Source organism: Sphingomonas silueang (assembly GCF_040049155.1).
Lineage (GTDB): Bacteria > Pseudomonadota > Alphaproteobacteria > Sphingomonadales > Sphingomonadaceae > Sphingomonas > Sphingomonas silueang.
The window spans coordinates 69,153-82,965 of record NZ_JBDZDK010000002.1; the positions used below are offsets into that span (position 1 = coordinate 69,153).

A 13,813-nucleotide genomic window follows, 5' to 3' on the forward strand; every position below is an offset into this window, starting at 1 on the left:
CCTTGAGAAATATCAGGCGCGGAAAAACGCAAAAGGGCGGCCAACCGGGCCGCCCGGAGGGGCGCTGTACTGCCCATTGGGGGTGGCCGTCAATTCTTGAGCTTCCACCCCGAACGCAGCAGCGCATAGGCGCCTACGCCCATTGCGATATCGACCAGCAGGATCACCGCCCCGCCGACCAGCACCGGCGAGTCGGCGCGTTCGAGGAATCCGTAGCGGAAGCCCGAGATGATGTAGAAGAACGGGTTCAGATGGCTGATCGAGCGGAACAGCGGGGTCAGCGCCTCGACCGAATAGAAGGTGCCCGACAGCAGCGTCAGCGGCCCGATCACGAAATTGGTGATCGCGGCGGCGTGGTCGAACTTCTCCGCCCAGATCGAGGTGAGCACCCCCGCAAGTGCCAGGAACACCGATCCGAACAGCCCGAACCACAGCACCGCGCCGGGATGACGCGGCATCACATGCACGCCGGGGTAGAGCAGCATCGCGAACCACAGCACGATCCCGACGAGGAACGCGCGCGTCACCGCACCGCCGACGAGCGCGGCCAGCAGCTCGCCGGTCGACAGCGGCGGCATCAGATAATCGACCACCGTTCCCTGGATCTTGCCGACCAGCAGCGCGAAGCTGGAATTGGCGAAGGCGTTGTTCAGCATCGCCATGGCGATCAGCCCGGGCGCCACGAAATCGGGGAAGGGCACGCCCAGCACGGTGCGCCCCGCCCCGCCCATCGCGACCGAAAAGATCACGAGGAACAGCAGCGTCGTGACGGCGGGTGCCCAGATCGTCTGCAACTGCACCTTGAAGAAGCGGCGCACCTCCTTGATATAGAGGGTGCGCAATCCGCCCCAGTTGACGTTCCGTATGACCGGCACGCCGGGGTCGGGCAGAGTGATTTTTGCGCGCAACGGGGATTGTTCCTGCATGGCTGCGTCGCCTAATCGCTGGCGGGCGCGGCGGCAAGGACGATGGCTTCCCCGAGGCGCAACGAACGAAGGACGAGTACGGGCATGAGCTGGACCGAAGAACGCATCGCGACGCTGGCCAAGATGTGGGAATCGGGAATGACCGCCAGCCAGATCGCCGAGGAACTGGGCGGGATCAGCCGCAATGCGGTGATCGGCAAGGCGCATCGCCTGGGCCTGCAATCGCGCCCGTCGCCGGTGCGCTCGGCGGACAAGACGGCGGCGGCTGCCGCCGCGCCCGCGCCTGCGCCGACCCCGGTTGCACCCGAACCTGCTCCTGCACCCGCACCGGTGGTGGCCGCGCCGCCCCCCCCGCCGCCCGCGCCCGAGCCGGTGGCGCCGCCGCCCCCCGCCCCGGTTGCGGAAGCGGTCGACGACGATCCCTTCACGCCGCTGCCGGTCGAGGCCGACGGCGACGACGAAGCGGAAGCGGACGAAGCACCCGTTGCGCCCGCGCCGCGCGCCGACGCGCCGGTGCTGCGCTCGGTGGGCCCCGGCGGCTTCCTGCGCCAGAATCCGGGCGAGCAGTCCGCCCCGCTCACCCCCGCGCCGCCCCGCCGCCTCGTGCCCGCGCGGCCCAGCGATGCGATCGCGGGCAAGACGACGCTGCTCGACCTGAACGACCGCATCTGCAAATGGCCGATCGGCCATCCGGGCGAGCCGGATTTCCACTTCTGCGGCGAAAAGGTGAATCCGGGCTTCCCGTACTGCGTGGCGCATTGCGGCCATGCCTATCAGGCGCAGCTCCCCCGCCGCGACCGTCGCCCGCCGCCGCCGCTGCCCTATGGCGGGCCTAGGGTTCGTTGATCGCGCAAGGTCGAGCGAAGCTCGATCGCGCTCCGGCGATCAACCGGCCGGCGCGGCCTAGGGCCGCGACCGACGGCACGGGCTTCGCCCGTGACGTCCCCACGCACCCCCTTCGTCACCCCGGACTTGTTCCGGGGTCCACCTCGCCTCTAGCGGCGCGGCCGGAGGCGCTGGAGGCATCGCATGCGGAACCGTGGACCCCGAAACAAGTCCGGGGTGACTAAGGAATAGGCGTGCGGCATCTCGCCCTCCCGACACCTTCCCCCATGGCCCCGTTTCGTTCTATACCGCCGCCATGGCCGACAATCTGTTCGACGCGAACTCCCCCACCCCGCCCGCCTATGACGCCTCCTCGATCGAGGTGCTCGAAGGGCTGGAGCCCGTCCGTCGCCGCCCCGGCATGTATATCGGCGGCACCGACGAGCGCGCGCTGCACCACCTTGCCGCCGAGGTGCTCGACAATGCGATGGACGAGGCGGTCGCGGGCCACGCCACCCGGATCGAGGTGCAGCTGGACGTCGGCAACCGCCTGACCATCATCGACAACGGGCGCGGCATCCCGGTCGATCCGCACCCGAAGTTCCCGGACAAGTCGGCGCTGGAGGTGATCCTCTCGACGCTGCACTCCGGCGGCAAGTTCGCGGGCAAGGCCTATGCCACCTCGGGCGGGCTGCACGGCGTCGGCATCTCGGTGGTGAACGCGCTGTCGGTCGATACGGTGGTCGAGGTCGCGCGCGACCGGCAGCTGTATCGCCAGCGCTTCTCGCAGGGGCAGACGCTCGGCCCGCTCGAACACGTCGGCGCGGCCCCCAACCGGCGCGGCACGCTGGTCGCCTTCACCCCCGACGCCGAAATCTTCGCCGACCTCCAGTTCAAGCCCGCACGGCTGCACAAGCTGGTGCGGTCCAAGGCCTATCTGTTCGCGGGCGTCGAAATCCGCTGGAAATGCGCGCCCGAGCTGGTCGCCGGGACCGACGTGCCTGCCGAAGCGGTGTTCCAGTTCCCCGGCGGCCTCGCCGATCACCTGCGCGAACAGGTCGGCGGGCGCGAATGCGCCACCGCCGATTTCTTCACCGGACGACAGGATTTCCCCGGCGAGGCGGGCCGGGTCGAATGGGCGGTCGCATGGCCGCTGTGGAGCGACGGCAGCTACAGCTATTACTGCAACACCATCCCCACCCCCGACGGCGGCACGCACGAACAGGGGCTGCGGCAGGCGCTGGTCCGCGGCCTGCGCACCTTCGCCGATCTGGTCGGCAACAAGCGCGCCAGGGATCTGACCGCCGACGATGTGACGACGGGCTGCGAGCTGATGCTGTCGGTCTTCATCCGCGATCCGCAGTTCCAGAGCCAGACCAAGGATCGCCTGACCAGCGTCGAGGCGGCGAGCCTCGTCGAAAAGGCGGTGCGCGACCATTTCGACCATTTCCTCAGCCACAATATGGAACGGGGCAAGGCGCTGCTGGGGCTGGTGCTCGACCGGATGGACGAGCGCCTGCGCCGCAAGGCGGAGCGCGAGGTCAAGCGCAAGACCGCCACCTCGTCGCGCAAGCTGCGGCTGCCGGGCAAGCTGACCGACTGCGCTTCCGACGATCCCAAGGGCACCGAGCTGTTCATCGTCGAGGGGGATTCGGCGGGCGGTTCGGCCAAGCAGGCGCGCGACCGCAAGACGCAGGCGATCCTGCCGATCCGCGGCAAGATCCTGAACGTCGCCTCCGCCACCAGCGCAAAGATACTGGCCAATCAGGAGATCGCCGACCTGATCCTCGCGATGGGCTGCGGCACGCGCAAGGATTGCCAGCCCGATGCGCTGCGCTACGAACGCATCGTCATCATGACCGACGCCGATGTCGACGGCGCGCATATCGCGACGCTGCTGATGACGTTCTTCTTTCAAGAGATGCCCGACATCGTGCGGCGCGGGCATGTGTATCTGGCGCAGCCGCCGCTCTACCGGCTGACGCACGGCGCGAAGTCGCTCTATGCCCGCGACGATGCGCACCGCGCCGAGCTGGAGCGGACCGCCTTTCGCGGCAAGAAGGTCGAGGTCGCCCGCTTCAAGGGGCTGGGCGAGATGAACCCCGGCCAGCTGCGCGAGACGACGATGGACCCGAAGAGCCGCAGCCTGATCCGCATCACCCTGCCAAAGGAATATGAGGAGCGTGCGGCGGTGAAGGATCTGGTCGACCGGCTGATGGGCACCAATCCCGCGCACCGTTTTGCCTTCATTCAGGAAAATGCGGCGCGGCTGGACGACGAGGTGATTGACGCCTGACATCGCGCGGCGCACCTTCGCGAATGGGGATGGGACCCGATGCAAAGGATCCGCAACGATGCAGCCGATACTCGCTTCGCTTCTGGCCTTCGCCGCGCCCGCCGCAGCGCAGGAAGCGCCGCCGCCGAAGGAACCCGAAATCGTCGTCACCGGCGTGCGGCTCAGCGATACGAAGCACGCGCTCGATGCCTGCCTCGCGCGGCGGTGCCCGCCGAAGGAAGACATCGCCGCCACGCTCGCCCATACCGAGAATCTGTTCGTCGCGGGCCAGTATGAGAATGCGCAGAACGTCGCGGCGGCGGGGATCCGGCGCAACCGCGGCCATGCGAAGGAACTGCCGCGCGAGGTAGCCGGGCTGTTCCGCGCCCATTCGCGCCTGTCGGCCAATCTGGGCGAGGTGCAGCAGGAACGGTCGAGCGCGACCGACATGGTGCAGGCGCTGCGCGCCGGGCTGGGCGACACCCAGGCCGATGTGCTGGTCGGGCGGATCGAACTGGCCGACGTCTATGCCAAGCAGGGCGCGTTCGAGATCGCCGAGGCGAACTATCGCGATATCGCCAGGGCGGCGCAGGCGGCGGGCTACAAGAAGGTGGAGGGCTATGCCCGGTTCCGCCATGGCATGGTGCTGTCGTCGCTGGCGCGCGCCGATTACCCCTATACCGTCCGTGCCCGCGCCGTGTTGCGCGACCTTGCCGCCAGCACCGCGCCCGAACTGGCGGTGTTCGCCGATGCCGCGCGCACCGGGCTGAAGCGGCTCGAACTGCGCAACGCCAAGCCGGAACAGCTGGCGCAGATGCTTGCCTCGCTCCAGGGGGGCACCCCCACCGCGCGGCCGACGCTGCTCTATGGCGAGGGCGTCGATCTCAACAACGCCCGTACCGGCCGGGACAGCGGATCGGTCACGACGCTCGCCTCCGCCGATCGGGTGGAGGACCAGTGGGTCGATGTCGCCTTCTATATCGATGCCAAGGGGTTGCCGCAGGACATCGAGGTCGTGCGTACCAGCGATGCGTTCAGCGGCGGCTGGGACGAAGCGGTGCTCAAGTCGATCCGTACCCGTCGCTATGCCCCGCTGACGCTGGTCGACGGCCAGCCCGGCGTGTTCCGCGTCGAACGCTACACCAAGACCGCGCCGCTGGTGGAGATCAGCGGATCGCGCTTCCTGCAGCGTTCGGCGGTATCGCGGGTCGAGATGACCGACCTGTCGGTAGAGCCGTCGGCATCGGCGGGTGCCGCCGCCCCGAAACCGACCAGCCCGACGGTCTGAACGATGCTCATCCTCGTTGCGCTCCAGGCCGCGGCCTCGGTACCCGTGCCACCGGCGGCGGTGACGGAGGCCGTTAGGACCGATCCGGCGTTCCGGGCGCGCGCCGAGGAGGCGGCACGGTTCCTGGGGGGCGAAGGCACATATGACACGCTCTTCGCCCCGGATTTTCGCGCCAGGGTTCCCAAGGCGCAGATCGATGCGATCAACGCGCAACTCGCCACATCGCTGGGCAAGCCGACCGGAGTCGAATCGATCGCGCCGACCGGCCCATGGTCGGCGCGCGTCCGCTTCGGGTTCGAGCGCGGTACGCTGAACGCCGATCTCACCGTCGATCCGGCCGCGCCGCATGCGATCACGGGGTTGTTGCTGAAGGGCGCGCAGCCACGCGGTGCTGCCGCGGCCTCGATCGACGCGGTGGTCGCGCAACTGGCGGCATTGCCCGGTGCGACCGGCTTCGCGTTCGCCCGGTTGGGCGACGGAGCGCCGGTCACGGCGCAGGCCCATGAAGCGGCCCGTCCGCTGGCGATCGGGTCGGCGTTCAAGCTGGTGATCCTCGCCGAACTCGCCCGATCGATCGCGGCGGGCGAGCGCAGGTGGAGCGATACGGTAACGCTCGACGGCGCGCCGCTGCCCGGTGGGGCCTATACCCGGCAGCCCAAGGGCACGCGGGTGTCGTACCGCGAACTGGCCGAGCGGATGATTTCGGTCAGCGACAACAGCGCGACCGACATCCTGCTGTTCGATCTGGGCCGCGACAAGGTGGAGGCGATGCTGCCGGTAGTGGGCATGACCGACGGCGGCGGGCGCAACCGGCCCTTCCTTGGCACGCTGGAGGCGTTCAAGCTGAAGGGCGTGGACGGCGCGGCGCTGGGGCGCGAATATGCCGCGCTCGACCCGGCGGGACGGCGGCGGATGCTGGCGGGCAAGGTCGCTGCCACGCCGGTATCGGCGATCGTGCGCGACCTGTTTCAGGACAAGAAGCCCGTCGCGATCGAGCAGATCGAGTGGTTCGCCAGCCCGAACGACCTGATCCGCACGTTCGACTGGCTGCGGCGGCACAGCGACGGGCCGGGCGGCGCCGATCTGCGCGCGGTGCTGTCGAAGAACCCCGGCCTGCCCGGTCCGGCAGCCGCATGGCGCTATGTCGGCTACAAGGGCGGGTCGGAACCCGGCGTCCTGTCGATGAACTTCCTGCTGCAAGGCAAGGACGGCGGCTGGTACGCGCTGTCGGCGACGTGGAACGATACCGCGAGGGACGTCGACCAGTTACGGTTCATGGGGCTGGTCGAAACCGCACTCACGCTCGCCGCGCCGAAATAGGATGGGTGGGAGCCGGACGACCCGCTGCGAAATCGTTGCGGCTGCTTCCTTCCGGACCTGACCGGGTTGGCGACGGCATCGTCCGCCCGACTCCCAGGCGCCATATGGGCGAAGCCCGCGGCGGACGCAAGTGGCCTCAGCCGCGCGGGCGGGGGCTGCGCGAATAGGGCACGAACTCGCTCAGCCCCACCGACCCGCGCGGAAACTGCGACGTGCGGTCGATCAGATTGACGATATCGATCGAGCACAATTGCGTGCCGATCGTCCGCGTGACGAGGATGTTGTCCCGATCCAGCATCCCCGCCCCGTTGGGCCGGTTCACCATCAGCGTGCCGTTGTGCATGCGATAGACGATGGCGGTGTCGGGCACGATCTCGCTCGAGCGGATATCGCGCAGGTTGATGCACGACACCGGCTTGCCGACCGTGCGATCGGCGGTGATCCGGGCGAGCGCCGCCTCGCCCGCGGCGGCGCGATCCTGTGCCATGGCGGGCGCGGCACCGCATGCGGCGGCGACGAGAAGGAGGGAACAGGCGGGGGGCAGGCGCATGATACGGGTTCCTGTGCTGGCGAACGACCACGCCATAGCATGGCGCCGCTGAACCGCGGCTTACCGCCGCTGCGGTCCGCCTGACATCCCAACGCCTTGCCGACCGCAAGGATGCGTGGCCCGGCGATGCGCGCTCAGCCGAGCCGGGCCGCGGCCTCGATGATCGGCACGAACTTCCCGGCGGTCAGGCTGGCCCCGCCGACCAGTGCGCCGTCGACATCCTCGATCGACAGGATCGCGGCGGCATTCGCCCCCGTCACCGACCCGCCGTAGAGGAGCCGGATACCGTCCGCCGCATCGCCGACCATCTGGCGCAGCTTGGCACGCGCGATCGCATGGACCTGTGCGATCTCCTCGGGCGACGGGGTGCGGCCGGTGCCGATCGCCCAGCGCGGTTCATAGGCGAGGGTGAACCAGTCGCCGCTTGCCCCTTCGGGCACCGACTTCTCGATCTGCGCCTGCACGACGCGCTCGGCGCGGCCCGCGTCGCGCTCCGCCTCGGTCTCGCCGCAGCACAGGATGACGTCCAGCCCGTGCCGCCGCGCCGCCGCCGCCTTGGCCCAGGCGTCGTGGCTCGTCTCGTTCTGGTCGGTACGGCGCTCGCTATGGCCGACGATCACGACGCTCGCCCCCGCCTCGCGCAGCATTTCCGCCGAGACGCAGCCGGTGTGCGCGCCGCGATCATTGGCGTGCACGTCCTGTCCGCCGATCTTCACCTTGCGCGCGACTTCCGCGGCGGGGTGGACCAGCGTGGCGGGCACGCACAGCGCCACATCGACCTGCGGCGCGGCGGCGGCGGCGGCATCGATCGCCGCGATCTCGCCCAGCGCACTGCGCAGGCCATGCATCTTCCAGTTACCCGCTACCAGCTTGCGACGAATCATCCCCATGCGCTCCCGCGGTGTTTTACGTGTTATACGCCCGATAGCGGCTTCCCGGCCGCGCGCAACCTTGAAGCGACGGCGCAGCGCTTCTAAAGCGACGCGGTTCACAGTCTTTCGATCGGTTGCACGGATGCTCGGTTTCTTCAGGCGCATGACCAAGTCGAAGGTCGGCATCTTCGTCGGCCTCGCGCTACTGGCGGTCATCGCCGTCGGCTTCGCCATGGCCGATCTCAACGGCTTGCGCCCGTCGGGCGGCGCAAACGGCGCGACCGTCGCGACCGTCGGCGATACGAAGATCACCGATGCGCAACTGATCGAACGGGTGCGCAACGACGTTCAGGTCGCGGCGCAGCGGCAGCCGGGCCTCGACGTCGCGCAGTATATGGCGGCAGGCGGGTTCGACGGATCGCTCGACCGCGCGATCAGCGACGCGGCGCTGATGCAGTTCGCGCGCGACCATGGGCTGGTCGTGTCCGACCGCTATGTCGACGGGCAGATCGCCAGCATCCCGGCGTTCCAGGGGCTGGACGGCAAGTTCGACAAGCGCACGTTCGAGCAGGCGCTGGCCCGCGCGCGGATCACCCAGGCGCAGCTGCGCGACGATATCCGCCGTGCCACGCTGACCAGGCTGATGCTCGCCCGCACGATCGAGAGCAGCTTCCTGCCCAACCAGATCGCGCTGCCCTATGCCTCGCTGTCGAAGGAGGCGCGTTCGGGCCAGGTCGCGTTCGTGCCCGTAGCCGCGCTGCCCGCGCCAGCCGCCCCCACCGACGAGCAGTTGCAGGCCTATTACACCGCCAATCGCGCGCGCTACACCATCCCCGAACGCCGGGTGGTCCGCTATGCGATCGTGACCCCGGCCAGCGTCGCGGCGCAGAGCCAGCCGACCGATGCGGAGGTGCAGGCGGCGTACCGCGCCAATGCCCAGCGCTTCGCCCCGTCGCAGACCCGCACCGTGGCGCAGGTCGTCGTCGCCGATCAGGCGGCGGCGAACCGCATCGCGCAGGGCGTGCGCGGCGGACAGGCGATCACCGCCGCAGCAGCCGCCGCCGGGCTGGAAGCGACCACGCTGACCGACCAGACGAAGCAGCAGCTTGCCACCCGCACCTCCGCAGCGGTGGCCGATGCCGCGTTCGCGGCGCAGCAGGGCGCGGTCGTCGGGCCGGTGCGCGGGCCGCTCGGCTTCGTCGTGGCGAAGGTCGAGGCGGTGAAGCAGGTGCCCGGCAAGACGCTGGAACAGGCGCGCCCCGAACTGGTCGCCGAACTGGCCAGGACCAAGGGCGCGACCGCCCTCGGCGCGGTGCAGGAGAAGATCGACGGCGGGATCACCGACGGCGCGACCTTCGACGAGATCGTGAAGGATGCCGGGCTGACCGCGCAGGCGACCCCGCCGGTGACGGCGCAGGGCATCGATCCGCTGAAGCCCGCCCAGCCCGACCCGACGCTCGCCCCCATCGTGCAGGCGGCGTTCGCCGCCGAGGCGGGCGACGCGCCGCAACTGGTGCAGACCGGATCGGACGGCACCTTCGCGCTGGTATCGACCGGCGACGTGACCCGCGCCGCGCCGCGCCCGCTGGCCGAGATCCGCGACCAGGTGATCGGCCAGTATCGCCAGGATCAGGCGATGAAGGCGGCGCGCGCCATCGCGCAGGCGATCGTGACCAAGGTCAACGGCGGTGCGCCGATCGGCACGGCGGTGCAGCAGTCGGGCGCGCGCCTGCCCGCGCCCCGCCCGCTCGGCGCCTCGCGCCAGCAGCTGTCGCAGCTGGGCGGACAGGTGCCGCCCGCGCTGTCGCTGCTGTTCTCGATGGCGCCGAAGAAGGCCCGGCTGACCGCCGCGCCGGACGGATCGGGCTGGATTGTGGTGTATCTGGACGGCATCCAGCGCGGCGATGCGTCGAAGGATGCGCAGGCGATCACCGGCGTCGGGCGCGAGCTGGGGCGGCTGACCGGCAATGAATATGCCGAACAGTTCGTCGAGGCGGTGCAGCGTCAGGTGGGCGTGAAGCGCAATGCCGCCGCCATCAACCGCGTGCGCGGCGAGCTGGCGGGCGGTGCCGCCCCCACCGCGCAGTGAGCGACGTCCACGGGCTCGCGGCGGCGCAGGCGGCGCTCGCGGCGGGGCGGCCCGCCTTGCTGTGGACCGCCCGCGTCGCCGATACCGAGACTCCGGTCGCCGCCGCGCTGAAGCTGATGGTGGCCGAGCGCGGCGACTTCCTGCTCGAATCGGTCGAGGGCGGGTCGGTGCGCGGGCGCTACAGCCTGCTCGGCCTTGCCCCCGATCTCGTGTTCCGGGGCGTCGGTGGGCAAGCGGCGATCAACGATCGCTGGCTGACCGACCGCACCGCCTTCACCCCCTGCGCCGAACCGACGCTGGCGGCGCTGCGCACGCTGGTCGCCGCCTGCCGGATGGAGGTGCCGTCCGAACTGCCGCGCGCGCTGGCCTGTCTCGTCGGCTATTTCGGCTATGAGACGGTCGGGCTGGTCGAGACGCTGCCCGCGGCAGCGAACGATCCGCTGGGGCTGCCCGACATGATGTTCGTGCGGCCGACGGTGCTGCTGGTGTTCGACCGGCTGTCGGACACGCTGTTCGTCGTGGCGCCCGTATGGCCGGGGGCGAGCGCGGAAGCCGCGGCGGAGCGGATCGAGGCGACCTGTGCCGCGCTGGATGCCGCCGCCCTGCCCGCCCCGGCGCGGCTGGCCGATATGCCCGATCTCGCGCTCGCGCCGACGCTGCCCGAGGGGCGCTATGGCGCGATGGTCGCGGCGGCGAAGGAATATATCGCGGCGGGCGACATTTTTCAGGTGGTGCTGGCACAGCGGTTTACCGTGCCGTTTCCGCTGGCCCCGTTCGAGCTGTACCGGGCGCTCCGGCGGATCAACCCGTCGCCGTTCCTCTATCACCTCGACCTGCCCGGCTTCGCGCTGACCGGGTCGAGCCCCGAGATCCTCGTGCGGCTGCGCGACGGCGAGGTGACGATCCGCCCGATCGCGGGCACCCGCCCGCGCGGCGCCACGGCGGCGGAGGACGAGGCGAACCGGACCAGCCTGCTCGCCGATCCCAAGGAGCGCGCCGAGCATCTGATGCTGCTCGATCTGGGCCGCAACGACGTGGGCCGGGTGGCGGCACCGGGCAGCGTGCGCGTGACCGACAGCTATGCCGTCGAATTCTACAGCCATGTCATGCACATCGTGTCGAACGTGGTCGGCACGCTCGACCCGAAGGCCGATGCGCTCGACGCGCTGTTCGCCGGCTTTCCGGCGGGCACCGTCTCCGGCGCACCCAAGGTCCGCGCCTGCCAGATCATCGCCGAGCTGGAGGGCGACAAGCGCGGGGCCTATGCGGGCGGGGTCGGCTATTTCAGCCCGGACGGGTCGATGGATTCGTGCATCGTGCTGCGCACCGCCGTCATCAAGGACGGGGTGATGCACGTCCAGTCGGGCGCGGGCATCGTCGCCGACAGCGACCCCGCCTATGAACAGCGCGAGTGCGAGGCGAAGGCGGGCGCGCTGCTGGCGGCGGCACGCGAAGCGGTGCGGCAGGCGGGATCGGGGCGGTTCGGGCAATAGCTGCCGAAGTTGGCGAAGGTTGCGCGGACCATCGCGTCCGGTGGGCCGTTTCCGCAGAAAAGGCGCGCTATTCCGCGGTTCGTAGGTGACAGATCGGGCGTGGAAGTTGGCGGGAACGCACCCGAAGTTGCCGGGTTCAGCACCTATGCTGCACCATGTATCGCTCGGCACCAACGATCTGGCACGCGCCCGCGCCTTCTATGACCCGGTGCTGCGGACGGTCGGGCTGCTGCCGACGCTCGATCACCCGGAGGCGATCGGATATGGCGCGGGGATCACCTGCTTCTCGCTCAACCGCCCGGCGGACGGACGGGCCGCGTCGAGCGGCAACGGCGTGCATGTCGCGTTCGAGGTCGAGCATCGCGGCGCGGTCGATGCCTTTTACGCGGCGGCGCTGGCGCATGGCGGATCGGCGGACGGCCCGCCGGGGCTGCGGCCCGAATATGACGCGCATTACTACGCCGCGTTCGTCCGCGATCCCGACGGCAACAAGATCGAGGCGCTGACCTTCGCCGCTGCCTGAATCGGCGTCAGCGCCGGAGCGCCTGCCACGCCAGCCATAGCCAGCCGACGATCATCGCCAGCCCGCCGAGCGGCGTGACCGGCCCCAGAATCCCACGCGGACCGCCGAGTGCCATCGCATAGAGCGAGCCGCCGAACAGCAACCCGCCCGCGACGAACGCCCAGCCCGGCCCGCGCGTGCCCAGTTGCAGCGCGACGATCGCCGCGACGGCATGGACCAGCTGATACTGTGCGCCGGTCCGCAGCCATTCGGCGGCGGCGGGGCTGGACGCGCCATGCGCGCCGAACGCCCCGGCGGCGACGGCCATCGCGCCCGACAGGGCGGCGGCAAGCAGGAGGAGGTTCATCGCGGCGACTCCAATGTGTCGGCCACCATTGCCCCGGCCCGCCCCGCTGCCGCAAGCGCGACGACGCGGCGGGCGGGGATGACGGCCGCGAAACACGATGCGCCCGATGCGCCCGATGCGCCCTTGCTGTACGATCGGCACCGATCCGGCAGCGGGCGGACAGGATAATGGGGGAGGTCGTGAACATGCGTATCCGGCAAGCAATGGTTGCGGCGATACTGCTGCTGTGCGGACTGTCGGGCGTGGCCGTGGCGCAGCAGCGGCTGCCGACGCCGGAGCTTCGCCGCGGGATCAACGTGCTCGGCTATGACCCGATCTGGAACGATCCCGCCAAGGCACGTTTCCGGAAGCGGCATTTCGCCGAAATCCGCCGCGCGGGGTTCGACTTCATCCGCGTCAACCTTCAGGCGTTCGACCATATGGATGCCGACGGCAGGCTGAAGGACGCATGGTTCAAACGGGTCGACTGGATCGTCGCCAATGCCCGCGCCGCCGGGTTGAAGGTGATCCTCGACGAACATGATTTCGTTCCCTGCGGCGAGGATGTCGCGCGGTGTCGGCCCCGCCTGCGCGAGTTTTGGGATCAGGTCGCCGCGCGCTATGCCCGCCAGCCTGGCAGCGTCTATTTCGAGTTGCTGAACGAACCGAACAAGCAGGTCGACGGGCCGACATGGAACGCGCTGCTCGCCGAACTGCTCGCCGTCGTGCGCAGGACCAACCCGACGCGCAAGGTCATCATCGGCCCCGCGATGTGGAACAACCTCAACGAGTTGAAGAACCTTCGCCTGCCCGCGAACGACCGGAACATCGTGGTGACGTTCCATTATTACGAACCGTTCCGCTTCACCCATCAGGGCGCGCCATGGTCCGACATGAAGGACGTGCGCGGCGTGTCGTGGCTGCCGGAGGAACGCAGCCGCATCCGCGCCGACTTCGCACAGGTGGCGGCATGGGCACGCGCCAACGATCGCCCGGTCCTGCTCGGCGAGTTCGGCGCCTATGACCGGGGCGGCGCGCCGCTCGACATGCGCGTGCGCTATACCGATGCCGTCGCGCGCGAGGCGGAGGCGGCGGGCTTCGGCTGGGCCTATTGGCAATTCGACAGCGATTTCATCGCATGGGACATGGACCGGAACCGCTGGAACGAGCCGATCGTCCGCGCGCTGATCCCCGGGCGGCGCTGAGCGTCGGCGTCCGTGCCGTAGCCGAAGCGCCGATCGACGGACCTGACCGACGCCCCCTGACTGGACCCCGGCCTTCGCCGGGACACGAAAGCGGGGCTTTCGCAACGGAATCATCGACTGGA

At 69.7% G+C, this 13,813-nt stretch carries 12 protein-coding genes and 1 other RNA gene; 8 read left to right on the top strand and 5 right to left on the bottom strand.

The genetic code is table 11. The features are described from left to right. Nucleotides 1–89: 89 nt before the first annotated feature. Entirely contained in the window at nucleotides 90–926 is an 837-nt protein-coding gene (locus ABLE43_RS02335) for an ABC transporter permease (RefSeq protein ID WP_348976869.1), read from the bottom strand. A gap of 84 nt (nucleotides 927–1,010) precedes the next feature. On the opposite strand from ABLE43_RS02335, the gene ABLE43_RS02340 reads away from it, so the two are divergent. The 4 genes from ABLE43_RS02340 to ABLE43_RS02355 all read left to right on the top strand — a co-directional run bounded on the left by ABLE43_RS02340 (nucleotide 1,011) and on the right by ABLE43_RS02355 (nucleotide 6,634). Then, entirely contained in the window at nucleotides 1,011–1,772 is a 762-nt protein-coding gene (locus tag ABLE43_RS02340; RefSeq protein ID WP_348976870.1) for a GcrA family cell cycle regulator, read from the top strand. A gap of 295 nt (nucleotides 1,773–2,067) precedes the next feature. After that, nucleotides 2,068–4,047 carry a DNA topoisomerase IV subunit B gene (gene parE, locus ABLE43_RS02345; RefSeq protein WP_348976871.1) on the top strand — a complete coding sequence of 660 codons (1,980 nt, stop codon included), beginning with the start codon at nucleotides 2,068–2,070 and terminating at the stop codon, nucleotides 4,045–4,047. 58 nt (nucleotides 4,048–4,105) lie between these two features. Continuing rightward, nucleotides 4,106–5,314 (top strand): energy transducer TonB, encoded by a 1,209-nt coding sequence (locus tag ABLE43_RS02350; RefSeq protein ID WP_348976872.1) that lies wholly within the window; start codon nucleotides 4,106–4,108, stop codon nucleotides 5,312–5,314. A 3-nt stretch (nucleotides 5,315–5,317) separates the two neighbouring features. Then, nucleotides 5,318–6,634 (top strand): serine hydrolase, encoded by a 1,317-nt coding sequence (locus ABLE43_RS02355; RefSeq protein ID WP_348976873.1) that lies wholly within the window; start codon nucleotides 5,318–5,320, stop codon nucleotides 6,632–6,634. 2 nt (nucleotides 6,635–6,636) lie between these two features. Here ABLE43_RS02355 and ffs read toward each other — a convergent pair. From ffs to tpiA, 3 genes are all read right to left on the bottom strand, one after another. Further along, nucleotides 6,637–6,731, bottom strand: an RNA gene (ffs, locus tag ABLE43_RS02360) — signal recognition particle sRNA small type. 39 nt (nucleotides 6,732–6,770) lie between these two features. After that, nucleotides 6,771–7,184, bottom strand: a complete 414-nt coding sequence (locus ABLE43_RS02365) for a hypothetical protein (protein WP_348976874.1) — start codon at nucleotides 7,182–7,184, stop codon at nucleotides 6,771–6,773. A 134-nt stretch (nucleotides 7,185–7,318) separates the two neighbouring features. Then, complete coding sequence (gene tpiA / locus ABLE43_RS02370) at nucleotides 7,319–8,068, bottom strand: triose-phosphate isomerase (RefSeq protein ID WP_348976875.1); 750 nt, start codon at nucleotides 8,066–8,068, stop codon at nucleotides 7,319–7,321. Between the two features lie 130 nt (nucleotides 8,069–8,198). On the opposite strand from tpiA, the gene ABLE43_RS02375 reads away from it, so the two are divergent. The 3 genes from ABLE43_RS02375 (at nucleotide 8,199) to ABLE43_RS02385 (ending at nucleotide 12,161) form a co-directional block, all read left to right on the top strand. Then, the gene (locus ABLE43_RS02375; RefSeq protein WP_348976876.1) at nucleotides 8,199–10,145 is read left to right on the top strand and encodes a peptidylprolyl isomerase; all 1,947 of its coding nucleotides are present in this window, start codon (nucleotides 8,199–8,201) and stop codon (nucleotides 10,143–10,145) included. Then, entirely contained in the window at nucleotides 10,142–11,638 is a 1,497-nt protein-coding gene (trpE, locus tag ABLE43_RS02380; RefSeq protein ID WP_348976877.1) for an anthranilate synthase component I, read from the top strand. Before ABLE43_RS02375 ends, trpE begins: the two co-directional genes overlap by 4 nt. 145 nt (nucleotides 11,639–11,783) lie before the next feature. Beyond that, nucleotides 11,784–12,161, top strand: coding sequence for a VOC family protein (locus ABLE43_RS02385; protein ID WP_348976878.1), 378 nt, complete (start codon nucleotides 11,784–11,786; stop codon nucleotides 12,159–12,161). 7 nt (nucleotides 12,162–12,168) lie between these two features. Here the strand turns inward: ABLE43_RS02385 and ABLE43_RS02390 are convergent, their stop codons facing one another. Continuing rightward, on the bottom strand, nucleotides 12,169–12,507 hold the full coding sequence (locus ABLE43_RS02390) for a DUF423 domain-containing protein (protein WP_348976879.1): 339 nt from the start codon (nucleotides 12,505–12,507) through the stop codon (nucleotides 12,169–12,171). Between the two features lie 185 nt (nucleotides 12,508–12,692). Here ABLE43_RS02390 and ABLE43_RS02395 point away from each other — a divergent pair, with 185 nt between their 5' ends. Next, the gene (locus ABLE43_RS02395) at nucleotides 12,693–13,691 is read left to right on the top strand and encodes a glycoside hydrolase family 5 protein (protein ID WP_348977133.1); all 999 of its coding nucleotides are present in this window, start codon (nucleotides 12,693–12,695) and stop codon (nucleotides 13,689–13,691) included. Nucleotides 13,692–13,813: the final 122 nt, after the last annotated feature.

Bases quoted from the DNA above. Each gene is read 5' to 3' on its own strand.
- tpiA (WP_348976875.1), bottom strand. From the start codon at position 8,068: ATGATTCGTCGCAAGCTGGTAGCGGGTAACTGGAAGATGCATGGCCTG.
- ABLE43_RS02385 (WP_348976878.1), top strand. From the start codon at position 11,784: ATGCTGCACCATGTATCGCTCGGCACCAACGATCTGGCACGCGCCCGC.
- ABLE43_RS02395 (WP_348977133.1), top strand. From the start codon at position 12,693: ATGCGTATCCGGCAAGCAATGGTTGCGGCGATACTGCTGCTGTGCGGA.
- ABLE43_RS02375 (WP_348976876.1), top strand. From the start codon at position 8,199: ATGCTCGGTTTCTTCAGGCGCATGACCAAGTCGAAGGTCGGCATCTTC.
- ABLE43_RS02335 (WP_348976869.1), bottom strand. From the start codon at position 926: ATGCAGGAACAATCCCCGTTGCGCGCAAAAATCACTCTGCCCGACCCC.
- ABLE43_RS02340 (WP_348976870.1), top strand. From the start codon at position 1,011: ATGAGCTGGACCGAAGAACGCATCGCGACGCTGGCCAAGATGTGGGAA.
- parE (WP_348976871.1), top strand. From the start codon at position 2,068: ATGGCCGACAATCTGTTCGACGCGAACTCCCCCACCCCGCCCGCCTAT.
- ABLE43_RS02355 (WP_348976873.1), top strand. From the start codon at position 5,318: ATGCTCATCCTCGTTGCGCTCCAGGCCGCGGCCTCGGTACCCGTGCCA.
- ABLE43_RS02390 (WP_348976879.1), bottom strand. From the start codon at position 12,507: ATGAACCTCCTCCTGCTTGCCGCCGCCCTGTCGGGCGCGATGGCCGTC.
- ABLE43_RS02365 (WP_348976874.1), bottom strand. From the start codon at position 7,184: ATGCGCCTGCCCCCCGCCTGTTCCCTCCTTCTCGTCGCCGCCGCATGC.
- ABLE43_RS02350 (WP_348976872.1), top strand. From the start codon at position 4,106: ATGCAGCCGATACTCGCTTCGCTTCTGGCCTTCGCCGCGCCCGCCGCA.